At 50.7% G+C, this 22,553-nt stretch carries 17 protein-coding genes; 11 read left to right on the top strand and 6 right to left on the bottom strand.

What is annotated here, in order from left to right:
* Positions 1–4: 4 nt before the first annotated feature.
* From ytfT to AC534G_RS22410, 3 genes are all read left to right on the top strand, one after another.
* Positions 5–1,027 (top strand): galactofuranose ABC transporter, ATP-binding protein YtfT, encoded by a 1,023-nt coding sequence (gene ytfT / locus AC534G_RS22420; protein ID WP_038642975.1) that lies wholly within the window; start codon positions 5–7, stop codon positions 1,025–1,027.
* Complete coding sequence (yjfF, locus tag AC534G_RS22415; protein ID WP_085048453.1) at positions 1,014–2,015, top strand: galactofuranose ABC transporter, permease protein YjfF; 1,002 nt, start codon at positions 1,014–1,016, stop codon at positions 2,013–2,015. The genes ytfT and yjfF overlap by 14 nt, the downstream gene beginning before the upstream one ends.
* 103 nt (positions 2,016–2,118) lie before the next feature.
* Positions 2,119–3,231 (top strand): methyl-accepting chemotaxis protein, encoded by a 1,113-nt coding sequence (locus AC534G_RS22410; RefSeq protein WP_110496165.1) that lies wholly within the window; start codon positions 2,119–2,121, stop codon positions 3,229–3,231.
* Between the two features lie 111 nt (positions 3,232–3,342).
* Here AC534G_RS22410 and fbp read toward each other — a convergent pair whose 3' ends face one another.
* Positions 3,343–4,341 carry a class 1 fructose-bisphosphatase gene (fbp, locus tag AC534G_RS22405; RefSeq protein ID WP_032940279.1) on the bottom strand — a complete coding sequence of 333 codons (999 nt, stop codon included), beginning with the start codon at positions 4,339–4,341 and terminating at the stop codon, positions 3,343–3,345.
* Positions 4,342–4,516: 175 nt separating this feature from the next.
* Here fbp and mpl point away from each other — a divergent pair, with 175 nt between their 5' ends.
* Both mpl and iolR read left to right on the top strand, forming a co-directional pair.
* A complete protein-coding gene (mpl, locus tag AC534G_RS22400) occupies positions 4,517–5,896 on the top strand; it encodes a UDP-N-acetylmuramate:L-alanyl-gamma-D-glutamyl-meso-diaminopimelate ligase (RefSeq protein ID WP_085048450.1) in 1,380 nt (459 codons plus the stop codon).
* Between the two features lie 492 nt (positions 5,897–6,388).
* On the top strand, positions 6,389–7,222 hold the full coding sequence (gene iolR, locus AC534G_RS22395; RefSeq protein ID WP_085048449.1) for a myo-inositol utilization transcriptional regulator IolR: 834 nt from the start codon (positions 6,389–6,391) through the stop codon (positions 7,220–7,222).
* A gap of 51 nt (positions 7,223–7,273) precedes the next feature.
* Here the strand turns inward: iolR and iolT1 are convergent, their stop codons facing one another.
* Positions 7,274–8,707: a myo-inositol import MFS transporter IolT1 gene (gene iolT1 / locus AC534G_RS22390; RefSeq protein ID WP_110496164.1), complete on the bottom strand. Its 1,434-nt coding sequence runs from the start codon at positions 8,705–8,707 to the stop codon at positions 7,274–7,276.
* 458 nt (positions 8,708–9,165) lie between these two features.
* On the opposite strand from iolT1, the gene iolT2 reads away from it, so the two are divergent.
* Entirely contained in the window at positions 9,166–10,602 is a 1,437-nt protein-coding gene (gene iolT2 / locus AC534G_RS22385; RefSeq protein WP_110496162.1) for a myo-inositol import MFS transporter IolT2, read from the top strand.
* A 364-nt stretch (positions 10,603–10,966) separates the two neighbouring features.
* Here iolT2 and iolB read toward each other — a convergent pair whose 3' ends face one another.
* Both iolB and iolA read right to left on the bottom strand, forming a co-directional pair.
* Positions 10,967–11,776: a 5-deoxy-glucuronate isomerase gene (gene iolB / locus AC534G_RS22380; protein ID WP_085048445.1), complete on the bottom strand. Its 810-nt coding sequence runs from the start codon at positions 11,774–11,776 to the stop codon at positions 10,967–10,969.
* Between the two features lie 24 nt (positions 11,777–11,800).
* Positions 11,801–13,306, bottom strand: coding sequence for a malonate-semialdehyde dehydrogenase IolA (gene iolA / locus AC534G_RS22375; RefSeq protein WP_110496161.1), 1,506 nt, complete (start codon positions 13,304–13,306; stop codon positions 11,801–11,803).
* A gap of 426 nt (positions 13,307–13,732) precedes the next feature.
* Between iolA and reiD the strand changes: the two genes are divergently transcribed.
* From reiD to iolI1, 5 genes are all read left to right on the top strand, one after another.
* Positions 13,733–14,557: a myo-inositol utilization transcriptional regulator ReiD gene (gene reiD, locus AC534G_RS22370; RefSeq protein ID WP_110498765.1), complete on the top strand. Its 825-nt coding sequence runs from the start codon at positions 13,733–13,735 to the stop codon at positions 14,555–14,557.
* A 258-nt stretch (positions 14,558–14,815) separates the two neighbouring features.
* On the top strand, positions 14,816–15,736 hold the full coding sequence (gene iolE, locus AC534G_RS22365; RefSeq protein WP_110496160.1) for a myo-inosose-2 dehydratase: 921 nt from the start codon (positions 14,816–14,818) through the stop codon (positions 15,734–15,736).
* Between the two features lie 18 nt (positions 15,737–15,754).
* Positions 15,755–16,765, top strand: a complete 1,011-nt coding sequence (gene iolG1 / locus AC534G_RS22360) for an inositol 2-dehydrogenase IolG1 (protein ID WP_110496159.1) — start codon at positions 15,755–15,757, stop codon at positions 16,763–16,765.
* Positions 16,766–16,862: 97 nt separating this feature from the next.
* On the top strand, positions 16,863–18,206 hold the full coding sequence (srfJ, locus tag AC534G_RS22355; RefSeq protein ID WP_110496158.1) for a lysosomal glucosyl ceramidase-like type III secretion effector SrfJ: 1,344 nt from the start codon (positions 16,863–16,865) through the stop codon (positions 18,204–18,206).
* Complete coding sequence (gene iolI1 / locus AC534G_RS22350; protein WP_110496157.1) at positions 18,207–19,040, top strand: 2-keto-myo-inositol isomerase IolI1; 834 nt, start codon at positions 18,207–18,209, stop codon at positions 19,038–19,040.
* On the opposite strand, the gene AC534G_RS22345 is transcribed toward iolI1, so the two are convergent.
* Positions 19,037–20,203, bottom strand: a complete 1,167-nt coding sequence (locus AC534G_RS22345; RefSeq protein WP_110496156.1) for an MFS transporter — start codon at positions 20,201–20,203, stop codon at positions 19,037–19,039. The two genes, iolI1 and AC534G_RS22345, sit on opposite strands and share 4 nt — an antisense overlap.
* Before the next feature lie 60 nt (positions 20,204–20,263).
* Positions 20,264–22,201: a bifunctional 5-dehydro-2-deoxygluconokinase/5-dehydro-2-deoxyphosphogluconate aldolase gene (locus AC534G_RS22340; protein ID WP_110496155.1), complete on the bottom strand. Its 1,938-nt coding sequence runs from the start codon at positions 22,199–22,201 to the stop codon at positions 20,264–20,266.
* Positions 22,202–22,553 lie beyond the last annotated feature (352 nt).

Here is a 22,553-nt window from a genome sequence, read left to right as displayed (position 1 = left end):
GGTGATGCCTCAATCTCTCCCTCAATCCAATCCGCCTGAACGACGGTTTCATTGGCCCAAGGGAATGCCACAGCTGGTGGCGCTACTGCTGGTGCTGCTGGTGGACAGTCTGGTCGCGCCGCACTTCTATCAGGTGATTTTGCAGGATGGTCGGCTGTTCGGTAGCCCGATTGATATTCTCAACCGCGCCGCACCCGTGGCGCTGTTGGCGATTGGTATGACGCTGGTGATTGCCACTGGCGGCATTGATCTTTCCGTTGGCGCTGTGATGGCCATTGCCGGGGCGACGACCGCGGCGATGACGGTGGCCGGGCACAGCCTGCCGGTAGTGCTGCTTGCCGCCTTAGGCTCCGGCATTCTGGCGGGATTGTGGAACGGAGTTCTGGTGGCCATCCTCAAGATCCAACCGTTCGTCGCCACGCTGATCCTGATGGTTGCCGGGCGCGGCGTCGCGCAGTTGATCACCTCCGGGCAGATCGTCACCTTCAACTCGCCTGAGCTTTCCTGGCTTGGCAGCGGCTCACTGTTACTGTTCCCCACGCCGGTGATTATTGCGCTACTGACGCTGGTGGTGTTCTGGCTGCTGACGCGGAAAACGGCGCTGGGCATGTTTATTGAAGCGGTGGGTATCAACATTCGCGCGGCGAAAAACGCCGGGGTCAACACCCGCATTATTGTGATGCTTACCTATGTCTTGAGCGGCCTGTGTGCCGCTATCGCCGGGATCATTGTTACCGCGGATATTCGCGGCGCGGATGCGAATAACGCCGGATTATGGCTGGAGCTGGACGCTATTCTGGCGGTGGTCATTGGCGGCGGTTCGCTGATGGGCGGGCGCTTTAACCTGCTGCTGTCGGTGATAGGCGCGTTAATTATTCAGGGGATGAACACCGGGATTTTACTGTCGGGCTTCCAGCCGGAACTGAATCAGGTGGTCAAAGCCGTCGTGGTGTTGTGTGTGCTGGTTGTGCAGTCACAACGCTTTATCAGCCTGATAAAAGGAGTGCGTGGTCATGATAAAACGTAATTTACCGCTGATGATCACCCTCGGCGTGTTTGTGCTGGGCTACCTCTACTGCTTGACGCAATTTCCAGCTTTTGCTTCCACCCGGGTGATTTGCAATATCCTGACCGATAACGCTTTTTTAGGGATTATCGCCGTCGGCATGACCTTCGTGATTCTCTCTGGTGGGATCGACCTTTCCGTTGGCTCGGTGATTGCCTTTACCGGCGTATTTCTGGCAAAGGCGATTGGCTACTGGGGGATTTCTCCGTTACTGGCCTTCCCCCTGATTCTGCTGATGGGCTGTGCGTTTGGCGCGTTTATGGGATTACTGATTGATGCGCTGAAGATCCCGGCGTTTATCATTACCCTGGCGGGAATGTTCTTTTTGCGCGGCGTTAGCTATCTGGTTTCTGAAGAGTCGATCCCGATTAACCATCCGGTTTATGACACGCTCTCCAGTCTGGCATGGAAAATTCCCGGCGGCGGTCGTCTGAGTGCGATGGGTTTGCTGATGCTGGCGGTGGTGGTGATTGGCATCTTCCTGGCGCACCGTACACGGTTTGGCAATCAGGTATATGCGATTGGCGGCAACGCCACCTCTGCTAACCTGATGGGGATCTCCACCCGCAGCACCACCATCCGTATTTATATGTTGTCTACCGGCCTGGCCACGCTTGCCGGCATTGTTTTTTCAATTTACACCCAGGCCGGTTATGCGCTGGCGGGCGTCGGTGTCGAGCTGGACGCGATTGCCTCAGTCGTGATTGGCGGTACGCTGTTGAGCGGCGGAGTGGGTACGGTTTTAGGCACCTTGTTTGGCGTGGCTATTCAGGGCCTGATCCAGACCTACATTAATTTTGACGGCACATTAAGTTCCTGGTGGACCAAGATCGCGATTGGCATTTTATTGTTTATTTTTATTGCCTTACAACGCGGTCTCACGGTGCTTTGGGAAAATCGTCAAAGCTCGCCGGTCAGCCGCGTAAGCACGGCGGCGACACCAAAGTAACGTCCTGATTTTTCAAGAGACATTTAAATACCTAAACTTTTTCCGGTTGTAGTCGATAGGTTCTGTACAGGTCTGTTTTAACCCTACAACCGGAAATATAACAATGCCAAAATCCCTTTCAATTCGATCAAGTTTGTTGGTGTTATTGTCTCTGCTGGCGTTTCTGCTGTTGCTGACCGGCGGAATGGGGCTATACGCCTCTACCCGCATTATTACTTCATTGATTTATCACGGTATTATGAGTGCAGCAATGCTGGCGGCCATCGCCTTGCTGGCGGTTATTTGGTTTATGCTGCGAAATAAGTTTCTCAAACCGCTGGATAACATTGTTGAACAGCTGGAACGTCTGGCGACAGGCGATTTGTCGCCAGTTAGCGCGCTGTCGGCCAGCGCTGAATTCAACCGTCTCAACGCGGCAATGGATGAAATGCGCCATGCGCTGGGCGACTCGGTGCAACGCGTGCGTGACGCCAGCTCGCAAATTGATATCGGTAGCCGTGAACTGACGGCCGGAAACCAGCATCTGGCGCAGCGTACTGAATCGACAGCCACGTCGCTGGAACAGACCGCTGCCAGCATGGAAGAGTTAACGGCGACCGTGAAACAGAATGCGGACAACGCCGAACAGGCGCACCAGTTGGCAAAATCGGTATCGGATACCGCCGATCGCGGCAGCGAGATGGTGTGCTATGTGATCGAGAAAATGCGCGATATTGCCGGCAGTTCCAGTCGTATTGCCGATATCCTTAGCGTGATTGACGGCATCGCATTCCAGACCAATATTCTGGCGCTCAATGCCTCCGTTGAAGCGGCGCGGGCCGGTGAGCAAGGACGGGGTTTTGCGGTTGTCGCAGGTGAAGTACGTAATCTGGCCAGCCGCAGCGCCGAAGCGGCAAAAGAGATCCGCGCGTTAATCAGCGATTCGCACACTCACGTCGGTGAAGGTAGCGAGCTGGCGCAACAGGCGGGCGAAACCATGGATGAGATTGCCACTGAGGTGATGCGCATGACTAAGCTGATGCGTGAAATCGCCAGCGCGTCCCAGGAGCAGAGTCGCGGCATAGAGCAGGTGAATATCGCGGTGATTCAGATGGATGAAACGGCGCAGCAAAATGCGGCACTGGTACAGCAGTCTTCAGCGGCTACCCGCTCGTTGGAAGAGCAGTCACATGTGCTGCTGGAGGCGATGGCGGCGTTTAAGCTACAGACAACGTAACCGAACGTAGGCCTGATAATGCGCAGTCGCCATCAGGCAATGTCACTGCATCATGCCGGATGGCGCTTCGCTTATCCGGCCTACTGTACGTTGTAGGCCGGGATAGGGCGTTTACGCGTCCGGGAACTCGCGGATAAAGCGTTCTACATCTTCAACCATATGGTCATTGCCCACGAAGAAGGAACGGCGCTGGTGCAGGCTTTCCGGAATGATATCCAGAATACGTTCTTTACCATCGCTGGCTTTGCCGCCCGCCTGCTCGGCCAGGAAGGCCATCGGGTTGCATTCGTACAGCAGACGCAGTTTCCCTTGCGGGTGGCTGGCGGTGCTTGGGTACAGGTAGATCCCGCCCTTCAGCAGATTGCGATGGAAATCCGCAACCAGAGAGCCAATGTAGCGCGAGGTGTACGGGCGCTGGGTTGACTTATCTTCTTCCTGACAGAATTTAATGTACTTCTTCACGCCATTCGGGAATTTGATGTAGTTGCCTTCGTTAATGGAGTACGTGCTGCCTTTTACCGGGAAGCGCATACGTTCCTGGCTGAGGCAGAATACGCCCAGAGAAGGATCGTAGGTAAAGGCGTGTACGCCACAGCCGGTGGTATATACCAGCATGGTGGAAGAACCATAAACCACGTAGCCCGCAGCAACCTGCTTGTTGCCCGGCTGCAGGAAATCCTCTTCCGTAACCGGTGTGCCGACTGGGGTTACGCGGCGGTAAATAGAGAAAATCGTACCGACAGAGACGTTAACATCGATGTTGGATGAGCCATCCAGCGGATCCATTAGCACAACATATTTTGCGTGTTCGCAGCCTTCGAAGACGACGATTTCATCCTCTTCTTCCGAGGCAATGCCCGCCACAATGTCGCGCGCCTTCAGTGCAGCTTTCAGTTTTTCGTTCGCGAACAGATCGAGTTTCTGCTGAACCTCTCCCTGCACGTTCTCAGCACCGCTGGCACCCAGGATATCGACCAGACCGGCCTTGTTGATATCGCGGTGGATGATCTTGGCGCCCAGCTTTATTGCCGACAACAAAGCAGTGAGTTCACCGGTAGCATGAGAAAACTCGTGCTGCTTTTCGACAATAAATTCACCTAACGTTTTCATAACACTTTCCCTGCAATTTATGTGGAGTAAAGCGACCGCAACAATATTAACAAATATTTCCATTGTTGCGCTTAGGTGAATCGCGCCAGCAAACTACGGAATATCCTGAAATGCGTTTCTCACTTGCCGGACATGTGCGTAAAATGGCCCCCAGATTAAAAAAGGATAGTGACGTATGCGCATTCATATTTTGGGAATTTGTGGCACTTTCATGGGCGGTCTGGCGATGCTGGCGCGCTCGCTTGGTCATGAAGTAACCGGTTCGGACGCCAATGTGTATCCGCCGATGAGTACCTTACTTGAGAAGCAAGGCATTGATTTAATTCAGGGTTACGATGCCAGCCAGCTCGACCCGCAGCCGGACCTGGTGATCATCGGCAACGCCATGACCCGTGGTAATCCCTGTGTGGAAGCGGTGCTTGAGAAGAACATTCCATACATGTCCGGCCCGCAATGGCTGCATGACTTTGTGCTGCGCGATCGCTGGGTACTGGCGGTTGCGGGTACGCACGGTAAAACCACCACTGCCGGAATGGCGACCTGGATCCTTGAAGCCTGCGGCTATAAGCCTGGCTTTGTGATCGGCGGCGTTCCGGGCAACTTTGAGGTTTCTGCGCGTCTGGGCGAAAGCGACTTCTTCGTGATTGAGGCGGATGAGTACGATTGCGCCTTCTTCGATAAGCGTTCTAAATTCGTGCATTACTGCCCGCGTACGCTGATCCTCAATAACCTTGAGTTCGATCACGCGGACATCTTTGACGATCTGAAAGCTATTCAGAAACAGTTCCATCACCTGGTGCGTATCGTGCCGGGCCAGGGACGCATCATCTACCCGGAAAACGACATCAATCTGAAACAGACGATGGCGATGGGCTGCTGGAGCGAACAAGAGCTGGTGGGTGAACAGGGTCACTGGCAGGCGAAAAAGCTGACCACCGATGCATCCGTTTGGGAAGTGTGGCTGGACGGTGAAAAAGTGGGCGAGGTGAAGTGGGGCCTGGTCGGCGAACATAATATGCACAACGGTCTGATGGCGATTGCGGCTGCCCGTCATGTTGGCGTAGCGCCTGCCGACGCGGCGAATGCGCTGGGCTCGTTCATCAACGCCCGTCGTCGTCTTGAACTGCGCGGCGAAGCAAACGGCGTGACGGTGTATGACGATTTTGCTCACCACCCGACGGCGATTCTGGCAACGCTTGCCGCACTGCGCGGTAAAGTGGGCGGCACCGCGCGCATTATCGCGGTACTGGAACCTCGGTCGAACACCATGAAAATGGGCCTGAGCAAAGACGATCTGGCGCCGTCGTTAGGACGCGCGGATGAAGTGTTCCTGCTGCAACCACCGCATATTCCGTGGCAAGTGGCGGAAGTCGCTGAAGCCTGCGTACAGCCTGCGCACTGGAGCGGCGATGTGGATGCGCTGGCAGATATGGTGGTGAAAACCGCACAGCCTGGCGATCACATCCTGGTGATGAGCAACGGCGGGTTTGGCGGCATTCATCAGAAACTGCTGGATGGCCTGGCGAAGAAAGCTCAGGACTTAACCGCGTATTAAATTACTATGTAGCCAGCCAACTTTGTGGCTGGCAGTTTTATATTGGGCAACTTGCCATTGGAAGCGCGCTCCGCTCGCCGTGGGACGTTAAAGCCCTACTGAAAAAGATCATTTGCCGCTCAGTATTGAAAAAGAGTAGACGGATATCCTTAAGGTAATCAGTGTAATACACTAAGAGTGTTCCGCCAGTTGCCGTAAGCGGGACGAAAAGAGCCAGTTCGCAATAACAGATGAAGATTTCGTGATTTATAAACGACATCTTCTGCCTTTCAACGTTTGCGATGCCGCCTGGCTGCGGGCATCGTCCAGTCATAACAATGCTGATTCTGTTGCATTTATGCGTTCAGATTCAGATTGCTCAGAACCCAGCCCGCCTGCAAATTCTGTACTGAAGATAACCACAGCGCAATTTGAATGTTGTTAACTGTATGGTCAGTTCATTTGTGCTAATATCGTTATTTACGAAATTTTCGTTCTATTAGAGTATTATGCATGTCTAAACATCAAACTCAACTTTCCTTACTGCAGGATGATATCCGCAGTCGCTATGACAGCCTTAGCAAACGTCTTAAACAAGTTGCTCAGTATATTCTGGATAACAGTAATAGCGTTGCTTTTGACACGGTCGCTTCCATTGCGCAGCATGCGGATGTCCCCCCTTCGACGCTGATTCGTTTTGCTAATGCGTTTGGTTTTAGCGGATTTAATGAAATGAAACAGGTATTTCGCCAACACCTGATGGAGGAAACTGTAAGCTATACCGAGCGGGCGCGCCTGTTCAGACAGAAAAATGCGGATGAAGGGGAACCTACCCCGGAAAAGCCGGGTGAAATTCTGAAGCTATTTTCAATGGTGAATGCACAGGTATTACAACAATTACCGGTGCAGATTAAAAATGAGCAGTTGGATGCTGCGGTAAATCTGCTCGCGAAAGCCGAAAATATATATGTGATTGGATTACGTCGTTCGTTTAGCGTGGCCAGTTATTTAACTTACGCATTGCGCCATCTCGAGAGACGGGCATTTTTAATTGACGGTATTGGCGGAATGTTCTCTGAACAGCTGAGTATGGTCAGCCCTGATGATGTTGTTATTGCTATCAGCTACTCGCCTTACGCGCAGGAAGTGGTGGAATTGGTCGAGCTTGGCGCGAAACGGGGTGCGCACCATATTGCGATAACTGATAGTCAGGTCAGCCCGCTGGCAGCGTTCAGTGAAGTCTGTTTTGTGGTACGTGAAGCGCAGGTCGATGGTTTCCGGTCTCAGGTTGCGTCCATGTGTCTGGCGCAGACGTTAGCTGTTTCACTGGCGCTGGCGACGGAGTAAAAAAAACAAGCCGATGATCGTATTTAGCGATCATCGGCATTGTGGTGAGACTTAATCAGAATAACGTTCGGCTTGAATTGGCGGCAGTTTTTTTCTGCGTTTTGCTAACACGACGCTCTCCATTTTCTCCAGCGAAATACCTTTTGTTTCCGGCAGGTAACGGCAGATAAAAAAGTAACTGAAGACGCAGCAGATAGCGAATATCCACATCGGAAATGCGCCGTGGAAATGAGAAAGTAAATACGGGTTTTCATTAATCATCGGGAAGCATTGTGAAACTATAAAGTTTGCCATCCACATAAATCCGACCGAAATACTCATTCCCTGTGACCTCATCCGGTTAGGGAATATTTCAGAAATAAGCACCCATGCGCCCACGCCCCAGGAAAGCGCGTAGAAAATCATAAAGAACAGCATACCAAATAGCGCGAAATAACCGGTTGCCTGGCTGTACAGCGCCCATGATGTGAGCAACAAGCCGATGATGCTGCCGATAGTGCCTTTCCGCATCAGTGACAAACGACCCATCTTATCCATAATCATTGCGCCAATAATGGAGCCGATAAGCTGAATTACGCCGATCCAGATTGTCTGGAACAGGGCTTCCTGGGCGCTACCGGTCACATCCTTAAGGACGATTGGTGCGTAATACATCATGACGTTAACCCCGGTCACTTGTTGCAGCATAGCGATCATGCAACCCAGAATCAGGATGAAACGCACGTTCCCGTCGCGGTAATTGAGTTTTTGATGTGCGTTTAGTTGGTCATTTTGCAGTGAGGTTTTTATATCGGCAAGAAGATGTCTGGCATGCTCTTCGTTGGATATTTTGGTCAGGATTTTTAGCGTCTCCTCCTCGCGACCAATCATCATCATCCAGCGGGGAGATTCCGGGATTAAAAAGACTAAAATACAGAACAAAATGCAGGGAATAATACCTGCAGCAAACATATAGCGCCAGCCAAGCTCAATAAGCCAGGTATCCGCTGCAATCGACGCTATTTTGTAGTTAACGTAGAAGATCAGAATCTGACCAAAAACGATAGCGAACTGCTGCATACTTAATGCTCTTCCGCGCATGTTTTTAGGTGAGACTTCAGACATATACATCGGTGATACTGTTGCCGCCAGACCGACTGCCAGGCCACCGATAATGCGATAAATCACAAAATGGGTGAACGTGTAGGAGAGGGAGGTACCCACTGCGGAAATCGTGAATAACAGTGCTGAAATCATCAATGATTTCTTGCGTCCAAAACGTTTGGATAAATATCCGGCGCTAAACGAGCCAATAACGCACCCCACCACAACGCAGGAAACTGCCCAGCCGGTCTCAGCAGGAGATAGATGAAAGTAGCTGGTAAGTGAACCAATCGCACCTGAAATAACAGCAGTATCGTAGCCAAATAATATTCCGCCCAGTGCGGCGATCGCGCAGATGCGTAATATGTAACCCGTATTATAACAACTATCTGATGTGGACATAGGTAGATTATCTCCAGAATAAACTTCATCTATCTGTTTGAATTCAGTGAGCAAATAGACAAATTCATCTTATGTCGGTCATCGCCGTAGCGCTGCCGACGATCTTATAGCTATTGAGAACTCTCGTTTCACAAACTATGTTTTAATTTCAAATCGATCAATAATGAAACTTATGTTTTGTTATGGTTATCACATTTCGAATTTCATAATCCTGGCATTTTTCATCGTTAAGATGCCGTATTTTGCGCAATGACTTTATTTATCTTTATGAAATTCCTATGTTTTATTGGTGTGTTGACAGTGCCTCTGTTTAACTTGTCAGAGGTTGTACTTTTTGCTCTTTCCTGGAATATCTCTATTTCGTGATCCTTTGCATGGAATTTTTCTTCTAATAAATGCAAAAATAAAATGAAAAATTTCATTGGTGTGTTGTTTCCTCAACAGGCAAGGGAGGGGTTATGTCTCAGAGAAGTAAGTACAATTCGGCCTATGTGTACGCCCTGTGTTGTATTGCGGCGCTGGCTGGATTGATGTTTGGTTATTCAACGGCGGTGATTACCGGGGTGGTATTGCCTTTACAGCAGTATTACCAACTGACGCCAACCGAGACCGGATGGGCCGTTTCCAGTATCGTGATTGGTTGTATCATCGGCGCGCTGGTGGGGGGGAAAATTGCCGATAAACTGGGGCGTAAACCTGCGCTTCTGATCATTGCGATCATTTTTATCGCTTCTTCCTTAGGGGCGGCGATGAGCGAATCGTTTATGATCTTCTCTCTTTCCCGCATTGTGTGTGGTTTTGCTGTTGGGATGGCCGGAACGGCATCCACCATGTATATGTCTGAACTGGCGCCTGCTGAAATTCGCGGCAAAGCGCTGGGCATTTACAATATCTCCGTGGTGTCTGGCCAGGTTATCGTTTTTATAGTCAACTATCTGATAGCAAAAGGAATGCCTGCTGATGTGCTGGTTTCCCAAGGCTGGAAGACTATGCTTTTTGCACAAGTAGTGCCATCAATTGCGATGTTAGCGATTACGCTTTTCCTACCTGAATCACCGGCGTGGTGCGCCCGTAACAACCGCGGCGAAGCCCGTTCGATAAAGGTGCTTACTCGGGTCTATAGTGGATTAACGGCCACAGATGTGGCTGCTATTTTTGACGGCATGAAAGAAAGCGTACGCCCACAGGACAACGTTGCTGGGGGAGAACGCACCAGCCTGAAAAGCTCAGCGGTGCTCCGCTATATTCTGTTGGTTGGATGCTGTATCGCCGTTTTGCAACAGTTCACAGGCGTTAACGTAATGAACTATTACGCGCCGCTGGTGTTGCAGAACAGCAGTACCGAAGTGGTTATGTTCCAGACCATTTTTATCGCGGTATGTAATGTGGTGGGCAGTTTTATCGGCATGATTCTGTTCGACCGCTATGGTCGTATTCCGATTATGAAAATTGGTACCATCGGCTCAATTGTCGGGCTGTTGATCGCGTCATACGGTTTGTACACCCATGATACAGGTTACATTACCATCTTTGGCATCCTGTTTTTTATGCTGCTGTTTGCCGTCAGCTGGAGCGTTGGCGCATGGGTACTGATTTCTGAGGTTTTCCCTGAAAAGATTAAAGGTTTTGGGATGGGGTTGGCGGTGAGCCTGATGTGGATAGCCAACTTCCTCATCTCACTGTTGTTCCCGGTCATAAATGATAACGCCTGGCTGCAGGAGACCTTCGGTGGCGCTTTCTCGATGTGGATCTTTGTCGTCTTTAATTTGGTCTGCTATGTCTTTATTTCTCGCTATGTACCGGAAACAAAAGGGGTACCGCTAACGGAAATTGAACGGCTGGCCGAGAACAAGCTGCGTGAGATTCAGGGGAAACGTCGCGATGTAATAGCCTGATACACCTCTGATATTAGCGGAGAATATCCGGAGATATTCTCCGCTGGTTACACAACCTTAAATCCCTTCAGCGAGTGCCCACAGGATATACCCTGTTGAAACCTCCACTGTATTGATCACCTCTACGTAAATACTTGCTCCATAATAATATCGGCAAACAGGGTAAGTCCCCTTCGGCCTCATTATTATTTAACAGAAAGTCACGGCGCATTCCTTGTGGGAGCCGTGTCGTAATAAGCTATATACAAAACAGGGAAATAATTTGAGTGAAGGCGGAGATCGATCTTATAAGCTCGTACTGCGCAGAGTTGAATAAAAAAGCCAGCCGCAGAGGACGGCTGGCAAAATACTACTCAACGAAGTGTTATCGAGGGTAGTCTGGTGAGTTAATCCACGCGTGGTTCTCTTCCCAGGTGAAACGCCATTTTCGTAACGGTCCGGCCATCACGTTCAGATAGTAGTTATCGTAACCCGCGATGGTGGCAACCGGGTGGTAGCCCTTAGGTACTTTCACTACATCCCGGTTATAGACCGCCATACATTCATCCAGGCTGCGATCGTCGGTGTAGACGCGCTGTAAGCAGAATCCCTGAGGTGGATTGAAACGGTGATAGTACGTCTCTTCCAGATAGGTCTCTTGACCTTCAACTGCTGTATCGTGCTTGTGCGCGGGCCAGGAGCTGGTATCACCTTCATTGGTGTACACTTCAACGACTAGCAGGCTGTCGGCGAGCTGGCTATCAGGAAGGATGTTATGCACCAGGCGCTGATTGCGCCCTTTTCCCCGATGCTCTACTCCGACCTCTTGTGGCAAGATCAGACGTACCGGAAGATCTCCGAATCCCGGCGCGCTGCACACGGCCAGCTCAAGGTCGGTTTCGGCTGTCACTTTCGCCTCCGTATGATGCGGGAGGTAAACTGAATAAGCAGGAATGCGCTCAAATGGACTCATGCGCTGGCCAATCCGATAGAAAAAACTGTCGGCGGCCTTAACGCTGGCCAGCCCGGCAACCAGCACCAGGCAGCGTTCGCGCTCATCGGACGGCAGGGTTATCGACTCTCCAGCCTTCAACTGCCAGACATCAAAACCGACATACTCCCAGCCTGCATTTTGAGGGGAAATGTGTTGGATATTCCCCGACTCAGACGTACAGGTACTCAGCAAGTTGGCCATAATCTTCTCCTTCCTGAAAGCGTATTAACCGAGAGTCGGCATACTGAACTCCGATACGATCTGCTGTCCGTTCGGCCAGCGCGCGGTAACGGTTTTCATCCGGGTATAGAAGCGCACGCCATCCGGCCCATGGACGTTCAAAGCACCAAACACCGAACGCTTCCAGCCGCCAAAAGAGTGAAATGCCATCGGCACCGGAACTGGAATATTAATACCGACCATCCCGGCTTCAACCGACTGGGCGAATTCTCGCGCATAGTGACCGTTGGTGGTGAAAATCACGCTGCCGTTGCCGAATTCATGGGAGTTTACTGTGCTAATAGCGGTGGCATAATCCGGGACGCGCACAATTCCGAGAACCGGGCCAAAAATTTCTTCGCGCCAGATGGTCATCTCAGGCGTGACGTTATCAAACAGCGTGCCGCCGACATAAAAGCCTTCAGGATATCCCGCCACGCTATAGTTGCGGCCATCCATGACCAAAGTGGCTCCCTCGTTAACCCCTTTGTCGATGTAACCCAACACTTTCTGTTGATGAGCACGTGAAACAACCGGGCCCATTTCATTTTCATCTTTGCCGCGCAGCTCTCCCGGGCCGATACGTAGCGCCGCAATCAGCGGTTTCAGGCGTTCGATCAGACGGTCCGCCGTTTCATCGCCCACCGCGACCACTACCGGCAGCGCCATACAGCGTTCGCCCGCGGAGCCAAATGCTCCGCCCATAATGGCGTTGACGGTGGCGTCCAGGTCTGCATCCGGCATGACTATTGCGTGATTTTTGGCGGCCCCGAAGGCCTGTACGCGTTTGCCATGGGCGCTGGCAGTGGTATAGATATGTTCCGCGACAGCGGAGGAACCGACAAAGCTGACTGCCTGTACGCGAGGGTCGCTGGTCAACAGGCTAGCCGCTTCATTGCCACAGTGAACAACGTTAAACACGCCGTCCGGCAGGCCAGCCTCCTGCAGAAGCTGCGCCATACGTAACGATGCGGACGGCACCAGCGCGGGCGGCTTCAGGACGAAGGTATTGCCGCAAGCCAGAGCAACCGGGAACATCCACATAGGCACCATTGCCGGGAAGTTAAACGGTGTGATGCCTGCCACAACCCCAAGCGGCTGCATTAATGAAAAGCTGTCAACGCCCGAGCCGACGTTAAAGGAGTACTCTCCTTTGCTGAGGTGCGGGATCCCGCAGGCAAATTCGACAACCTCTATGCCGCGCGTCAGCTCGCCAAGCGCATCTGACCAGACCTTGCCATGCTCGCTGACGATCAGCGCCGCCAGTTCGTCCCGATGTTTTTCCAGTAATACTTTGAATTCAAAAAGGATACGCGCCCGGCGTAGCGGAGTCATTTTACTCCATGCCGGAAAAGCCTCATGTGCGCTTTGAATTGCTGCCAGCATCTCTTCTCGGGTGCTCTGGGTGACCTGACGAATTACTTTACCGGTGGCCGGATTAGTCACCGGTAGCGTCTCGCCGCTGCTGCTCAGTGTCGTTTTACCATGAATAAAATTGCCGATTGTTTCCATCTCTTTTTTATCCTCTTAAACCGATGTTGACGACGTTCTGACTGAGCGGTACAGGCTTCAGCCTAAAACGCATACCGTATTCAATGTAAATTTTAGGATTAAAAATTTCAAATTTATTTTTATGAAATCTTTTTTTGAAAAAATCATGGTCGATTTTTATCTGGAATTATGTGCAACAAAAAACATGATTTGTGGTTAATTTATTGATATTTATTGTTTTTGATGAGTTTTTCATCAAGGGTGGTCTGCTTTGTTGGGGGATGGTTTGGAAAAAATTATGATCTGTATAGCATTTTTGTTTCATTTGGTGTGGTATAAAAATTCAAATTTCAGGGGTGTTGCGGCACCACAGTTTCGGATGTTGGAGGGTAAATCATGCGCTTGTGCTTCTGTCCTTCAGAACGAGAGAATAAGGCTCAGCCCCAGTTGGCGTATGTTAGTCAGGTCAGTGAGAGCAATGGTCCGTTTGTCCGGTTCATGCATATGCACCCACAGACCGTTGAACTGATACTTATCACTGAAGGAGATGGGGAGTATTTCATTGGCGATCGCATCTACCCGGTTCGTAAAGGCGACCTGGTAATTTATAACAGCCAGGTGGTACATGATGAGTATCTGGAAAGCGGGAGGCCAATTGGCACTATTTGCTGTGGAATTAACAATATTTCGTGTCCGGGTCTACGTGAGAATGCGCTAATACCGGATGATATTGTGCCGGTTATTCCACTGTATCATCATTATGCAACGGTGGAGAAACTGATGAGCTCCGTGTTTACCGTTATTAACCAGCATGCGGTAGAAGGCCCAACAATGGCGCAGTTATTGACCCAGGTAGTACTCAAATACATTGAGGGAAATGTATTATTGCGAACAGGTAACGATGCCATACAGCGCCATGAAAATTTACTTGATTCAATAAAAACCTATATTGATCGCAATTTCTATGAGCCAATTCGGCTGGATACGCTGGCGACGAAATTTAATGTCAGCCCTTATTATGTGTCCCATGAATTTAAACGCCGCTATGGTTATTCACCGATGGATTACCTGATAAAACGTAGGCTGGGAGAGGCACAATCGTTACTAACCACGGATGAAGGTGGGCGCGAAAAGATCACCTCTATTGCCTATCGTGTTGGCTTTAGCAACCTTAGTCATTTTCAGAATTACTTTAAGAATAAAGTGGGGAAAACACCTGGTCAATATCGCAAGGATTATCGCAAGGCTAATTATTTATTGTTTGAATATTAATGTTTGTTAAAATCTAATTGTAATAGGAATGGTCGCAATACTGCGGCCATTTTTATTTGTTGGTATGTCTTATGCGTTTATCTATAGTGCGAAAAGACTGGCAATATCATTAAAGAGTGATGATTTTTTTGTGATATCTGACGCATTTATCTCTCTTCTTCAACCAGGATAGATAAAGTTTTTCAGGCTACAAAAAGTAATATGTTGTCCATCAAAGGTTAACTTGCATCGCGGTATGCAGTAAAAGCGTTTCATTAAGTGGGAGCCAGCAACATGTACAATGTAAAAAAGAGCATTAAGTTGGGGATTGCGCCTATTGGTTGGCGCAATGATGATATTCCTGAAATTGGTAAAGAAAATACATATAAACAAATACTTAGTGATGCCGCGCTTACCGGTTTTTCCGGGACGGAAGTTGGCGGTTGTTATCCGCAGGATCCTGCTGAGTTAAATAAAGAGTTAATGCTTCGCGGGCTGGAAATACCAGGCCAGTGGTTTTCTTCCTTTATTATTCGCGATGGTATTGAATCAGCGATGAATGCTTTTGAACAGCATTGTGCTTATTTGCAGGCAATACATGCATATGTCGCTGTTGTTTCAGAACAAACTTATAGTATTCAAGGTGTTATCGATAAATGCGTATATACGGAGAAGCCTGGCTTCAGCGACAACGAATGGCAGCTTTTATGCGAAGGACTTAATGCGCTTGGGAAAATTGCCAACAAGCATGGGCTGAAGCTCGCTTTCCATCATCATATGGGCACCGGTGTGCAGACTCTGCTGGAAGTGGATCGACTAATGGAAAATACCGATCCGCAATTTGTACATCTGCTGTTTGATACCGGGCATATGTATGTTTCAGATGGCGATGTCATGCCGTTACTGCATAAACATTTTGATCGTATTAAACACGTTCACTTTAAAGATGTGCGTAATGAAAAACTCAAAGCGTGTCGCCTCGCGAAGAAATCATTCCTCAATTCTTTCCTGGATGGAGTGTTTACCGTTCCCGGCGATGGAAATATTGATTTTAAATCCGTATTAGCTTATCTGGTCGAGCATCAATATTCTGGCTGGATTGTTGTTGAAGCCGAGCAGGATCCTAAGAAATATAACCCATTGGAATATGCGCAAAAAGGTAAAAAGCATATTGATGAGCTACTGAAAAATTATCTTTGATTGAAAAGGAAACAGAAAATGACTTTAAAAGCAGGTATTGTGGGTATCGGCATGATCGGCTCCGATCACTTAAGACGTCTGGCCAACACCGTGTCAGGTGTTGAGGTTGTTGCTGTATGTGATATCGTCGCGGGCAGGGCGCAGGCGGCGCTGGATAAGTATGCGATTGAAGCCAAAGACTATAATGACTATCACGATCTGATTAATGATAAAGACGTTGAAGTGGTCATCATTACCGCATCAAATGAGGCGCACGCCGATGTGGCAGTTGCCGCGCTAAATGCTAACAAATATGTTTTCTGCGAAAAACCGTTAGCGGTGACGGCTGCGGATTGTCAGCGTGTGATTGAAGCAGAGCAGAAAAATGGTAAGCGTATGGTGCAGATTGGTTTTATGCGCCGCTACGACAAAGGTTACGTTCAGCTGAAAAATATTATCGACAGCGGCGAAATCGGTCAGCCATTAATGGTTCATGGACGTCATTACAATGCCAGCACGGTGCCAGAATACAAAACGCCACAGGCTATCTATGAAACATTGATTCATGAAATTGACGTTATGCACTGGCTGCTTAACGAAGATTATAAAACCGTTAAGGTTTACTTCCCGCGTCAGTCCAGCCTGGTGACCACTCTGCGTGATCCGCAACTGGTAGTAATGGAAACTACCTCCGGCATCAATATTGTGGTTGAAGTGTTTGTGAACTGCCAGTACGGCTACGACATTCACTGCGATGTTACCGGCGAGAAAGGAATGGCGGAGCTGCCAACCGTCGCCAGCGCCGCGGTACGGAAAGCGGCGAAGTATAGCACTGACATTCTGGTTGACTGGAAACAGCGCTTTATTGATGCCTACGACGTTGAGTTCCAGGATTTCTTCGATCGCCTGAACGCAGGATTGCCGCCGGCAGGCCCAACGTCATGGGATGGTTTTCTGGCTGCGGTTACCGCTGATGCCTGCGTGAAGTCTCAGGAAACAGGGAATACCGAGATTGTTGAATTACCCTCAAAACCTGATTTCTACAAATAAACCTTCCGCGTATTAAGACCTCCTGCCGGATAGCGATGCATAAGCGTCTTATCCGGCATATCACAATTTATTATCTTCTTTTATCCGGAACTCCCCTATGAAAGGCAGACTCATCTCTTCCGATCCGTATCGTCAGCAATTCCTTGTTGAGCGCGCGGTCTCTTTTTCGCATCGTCAGCGTGATTGTAGTGGATTAATCAGCGTCTTACCGCGCCACACGTTACAGCAGATTGACGGATTCGGCGGCAGCTTTACCGAAGGTGCGGGCGTGGTATTCAACAGCATGAGCGAAAAGACGAAGGCGCAATTTCTTTCCCTTTATTTTTCTGCTCAGGAACATAATTACACTCTGGCACGGATGCCAATTCAGAGCTGTGATTTTTCCTTGGGCAATTACGCGTATGTCGATTCCAGTGCTGACCTGCGGCAGGGACGACTCTCCTTTTCCCGCGATGAAGCGCATTTAATGCCGCTGATTTCTGGGGCGTTGCGGTTCAATCCACAAATGAAGCTGATGGCTTCGCCGTGGAGCCCGCCGGCGTTTATGAAAACTAATAACGATATGAACGGCGGCGGCAAGCTGCGGCGAGAATGCTACGCCGACTGGGCCGATATCATTATCAACTACTTGCTGGAATACCGCCGCCACGGCATTAATGTGCAGGCGCTCTCCGTGCAGAATGAGCCAGTGGCGGTAAAAACCTGGGACTCCTGCCTGTATAGCGTAGAAGAGGAGACAGCCTTTGCCGTGCAGTATCTGCGCCCGCGCCTTGCCCAGCAGGGTATGGATGAGATGGAGATCTATATCTGGGATCACGATAAAGATGGCCTGGTGGACTGGGCTGAACGCGCCTTTGCTGACGAAAATAATTATAAGGGAATTAACGGGCTGGCATTCCACTGGTATACCGGCGACCATTTTTCGCAAATACAGTATCTGGCCCAGTGCCTGCCGGATAAAAAACTACTGTTTTCCGAAGGCTGTGTGCCAATGGAGAGCGATGATGGTAGCCAGATTTGCCATTGGCATACCTATCTACATGATATGATTGGTAATTTCAAATCTGGTTGTAGTGGGTTTATCGACTGGAATCTACTGCTGAACAGTGAGGGCGGACCGAATCACCAGGGTAATCTGTGTGAAGCGCCCATTCAATACGATGCGCAAAACGATGTGTTGCTGCGTAATCACTCCTGGTATGGTATTGGCCACTTCTGCCGCTATGTGCGTCCGGGGGCGAAGGTCATGCTTTCTTCAAGTTACGATAATCTTCTGGAAGAGGTGGGATTTGTGAATCCCGACGGCGAGCGTGTGCTGGTGGTGTATAACCGTGATGTGCAGGAAAGGTGTTGCCGGGTGCTGGATGGCGATAAAGAGATTGCATTAACGCTGCCGCCGTCAGGCGCCAGTACATTGCTATGGCGGCAGGAGTCGATCTGAATGATGAAGCTGGGATTTAATGAAGCGACCTGTATGCGCAACTCCACGCTGGCACAGGATGTCGTATTGGCGGAACGTTTTGGCTATGATTACATCGAAATCCGTCTGGATATGTTGCAGGAGTGGTTGCAGGAACATACGTTAGGTGAGCTGGCAGACATTTTTGCCGCCGGTCACCTTAAGCCCTGGGGCTACAATTCGCTGGAAGATATTACGTTTTGTGATGGCGAAAGCTGGGCGGAAAAACGGCGGCAGTTGGCTTTCGCCTGTCATGCTGGCTCGGTGGTGGGTGGTGATTGTCTGGTCGTGGTGCCCACCATTCGTCAGGGGGGGAATTTTCCGCCAGGGGAAACGGTGAAAGATTCAGTGAAGCGTCTGCGCGAGATGGCGGCAGTGGCGGAAGAAAGTCAGATGCGGCTGGCCTTTGAGCCGATAGGTTCCGCAGGATGCTGTGTGCGCAGTCTTGCCATGGCGATGGAGATAGTAGATGCGGTCGATCGCAGTAACGTCGGGCTGGTCGTCGATGCCTTTAATCTTTACCTGCACGATCAATGGCGGGATCTGACCACGCTTCGCCAGATCCCTGTGGAAAAGATCTTCGTTTACCACATTGATGACGCCGATAATCTGCCGCCGGCAACACTGGATCATTGCCATCGTCTGTTTCCTGGCAACGGAGGGATCCCACTGCATGAGATCACGCGTGAGCTAGTGCAAAAGGGCTATGAGGGGATCTGTTCGCTGGAACTGTTTAACCCAGGCTACTGGCAGATGGCGGCCAGCGAAGTCTTTGCGATAGGGGCGGAAAAGACTCGCCCCTTCTTAACGGCTTAATGTTGCCGCAGCAGGAGATGGACAACCGCCGCGCCCAGCAGCGCAAAGGCCGCGGCCAGAAGAAAGACCTGCTGATAGCCGATGAACGGCGTCAGCAGACCTGCTATTGGTCCGGTAAATCCGTAGGCCAGATCCTGAAATGCTGACCAGACGCCGAGGGCTGTACCACGAATCTCCGGTGGCACTCTGCGCACAACCTCTACGCCCAGCGACGGGAACATCAGCGAACAGCCGCAGCCGGTAATTGCCGCTCCAATCAGTGCAGCGCCTGCTGACGGAGCTGCCCACATGACTGCCAGTCCGGTCCCCTCTACCAATAGTGAAAAGGTTGCGACCGTGGCACCGCCGTAACGGTCGGGAAATTTGCCGCAGAAAAAGCGGATAGCGATAAACGCAATGCCAAACAGCGTCATCGCAAAACCGGTGTTATCCCAGTGACGCTCGTTGAACCAGAGTGCGGTAAACACGCTGAGGGTGGCAAAACCAATGCCCTGGAGCACAAGCCCTGTTCCTGGTCGCCACACCAGGCCAATTACCCGTAACACAGGAACGCGGGGACGGGCTGTTGGGATATTCCCCGGCATGCCATAGATGACTCCGCTGGCGATGATCGGCAACAGCACAACAAGGACTGCCGGAAGCGCCAGACCACTCCTGGCGTAAAGCGACAGCCCCAGCGGTGCACCGATAGCCAGCGCACCGTAGGTCGCCATGCCGTTCCATGAAATAACCTGACCCGCGTGAGTCGAGCCCGCCAGCCACATCCCCCAGGTTAAATTACCGGTCAAAATGAAACTTTCACCGACGCCCAGCAATACACGACCAACAATCAGTATGGCCCATGCGAGTAGCGGAACCGGGTGAGCGATCAGACTGACCAGCATCAGCAGACCCGATGCGGCGCAGTAGAACAGACCGGTGATAACCGTCCGACGTCCGCCTGACGTGTCGGCTTTTCGACCCGCGGCGCCCCGGGTAAGCAAGGTGGCGATAAACTGGCTACCTACCGCGATACCGATCAACAGATCGCTCAGATGTAACTCCTGCTGAACGTACAGCGGCAGCATAACCAGCGGGATGCCAATAGTCAGATAGTTGAGGAACATCGCGGCGCTGATGCGAAACAGCGCGGTTGATGTGGAATGTTGAGTGAGAGCTGGCATGGGATCGTCCTTGAACACGCCCCGCGCTTGATGTAGACACGGGGCGTGATGGGGCAGGAATTAACGTGCCGGGCGGTATTCGCGCCAGTAGTCGATAAGCGTGCGGTATTTTTGTTTCACCGTTGCGATGAGTTGTTCATCGTTAAGCTGGCCGCCTAACCACTGACGTGACGGTTCAGCAAAGATGGTCCGGCCGACGGCGAAACCTTTCACCCAAGGCATATCCGCCGCTGCGGCGAATCCTGACTTCAGCTCGCTTTCCGGTGCGTCCAGACCAAGTATCAATATACCGCGACATTCGGGGTCATAATGCTCAATGTGCTGGCTGATTTCTCGCCAACGAGCGGGGCTTAACGGCGGCAGTTTCCACCAGTCCGGCTGGATCCCTAGTTGATAAAAACGTTCCACAATCTGAGGATAGTATTGCTCATTCTGGTCTGCTGCATCGCGCGGCAAGATGACTTCCAGCAGCAGATCGTGACCAGACTGACAGCAGGCGCGGTAAACCTCGTCAATGAGCGTCTCTTGCGCAAGACGTACCGACTCTGCGTCCTGTGGATGATAGAAAACCAGGCATTTCACGACGTGCTCTTGCGGCCAACTGACAAGCTGAGAGCCAATATCGCCATGTTCCAGCTTCAGCGGATACGAACCGGGCATCTCAACCGGTCGGCCAATCCACCATCCATGGCCGGTCACGTCGTTAAGCGCCTGCTGACCAAAGGTGGTATCGGCAAGAATGCCGCTATTATTCTGTAAACCTGCCTCAAGCGCCGCCTGCCGCGCCCCTTCCAGCAGTAGCATCTTCAGGGCGGGGAGCGCAGATTCACTTGCGCCGACTTCATTTGCGATATCCACCAGTTGCTTGCGATGGTCAAAGGCGAATACGCACAGCTCCGGCCAGTGCTGTTTACGGGTTGTAACCCGATGAAGATGATTCAGTCGCTGGTCTTTGTCTGGCCGGGCGATGGATTGTTCACGCGCGAGGTAGTCGTCCAGCTCTTTTTTGGTTGGCATGGCTGGGGCACAACCGTGGCGCGATACTACTAACGCGCCGCAGGCGTTTGCATAGCGGCAAGCCTGCTCCCAGCTTTCATCGTTCAGGTATCCCCGCAGCAAACCTGACATAAATGCATCGCCTGCGCCCAGCACGTTCAGAACGTCTACGCGTACGCCGCTATGTATCTTCACCTGCGACCAGTCATCGGCGATGTTGCCTTCAAATACTGAGCAGCCCAGCGCGCCGCGTTTGCACACAAGTACCGCCGGGGTCAACTGCCGGACGCGCCGTAGGGCGGTCAGCGTGTCGGTACTGCCACCGGCGATATGGAATTCTTCTTCGGTCCCAACGATCAGATCGAAATGGCGCAATACCTGCTGGAGCTGTTCGGTAACCTGTGGTGAGGCAATGAAACGCGTTTCACCGTCTCCTAGCGACGTCAGGCCCCACAGCACGGGACGATAGTCGATATCCAACGCCCGCCGCAGGCCGTGTTTTTGCGCATACTCCAGAGCTTTAAGAACGGCGGCGCGCGTATTGGGGTGTGAAAGATGGGTGCCGGTGACGGCTAATGCGCGTGAAGAGGCGATGTAATCTTCGCGGATATCCTCGGGTGTTAGCGCCATGTCCGCGCAGTTATCGCGGTAGAAGATCAGCGGAAAGGTGTCCTGATCTTTAATGCCGAGGATTACCAGCGCGGTCAGACGATCGCGATCCGATAGAAGGCACTGCGTATCCACACCAACGCGGTTTAATTCTTCACGAACGAAACGTCCCATATGTTCATCGCCGACGCGGGCCAGCATAGCGGAACGTAATCCCTGAATGGCCGTGCCGTAGGCAACATTGCCTGACGATCCTCCTAAATATTTAGCGAAAGTCGTCATATCCTCCAGCCGTGATCCGATTTGTTGACCATACAAATCAACGGCAACTCGCCCCAGACAGATAACGTCCAGCGGCTTTTGCTCACTACTGACTGCTTTATTCATTGACATATCCCCTAACAGAAGACGGCGTTATTTTTGCCCATACTAAGGTTTGATGATTTCATTTTCAATAAAAATGGAACTAACGTTTTTATTTTTTATTTGAACAAGATCACAGAAACGGCATTTTTGGGCGGCGTGTATGAATCAATTTTTATTGTGTTTTTTCTGCTAATTTATTGATTAGTATTGTCTTTATTGCTTTTTGAACTCTATGGAAGATAAATTTCATTTTCATGCAAAATACGACTAAATGGCGAAATTTTTTAACCGTTTTTTGATCTCCTTCCCATAAATGAAATATAAATTCCATATAATCATGAAGACGGAAATTTTGATCCTATGATAAGTCTCTTTGTTT

It is taken from the genome of Citrobacter sp. CRE-46 (assembly GCF_059615875.1).
This window is presented reverse-complemented; position numbering and strand designations above follow the sequence as displayed.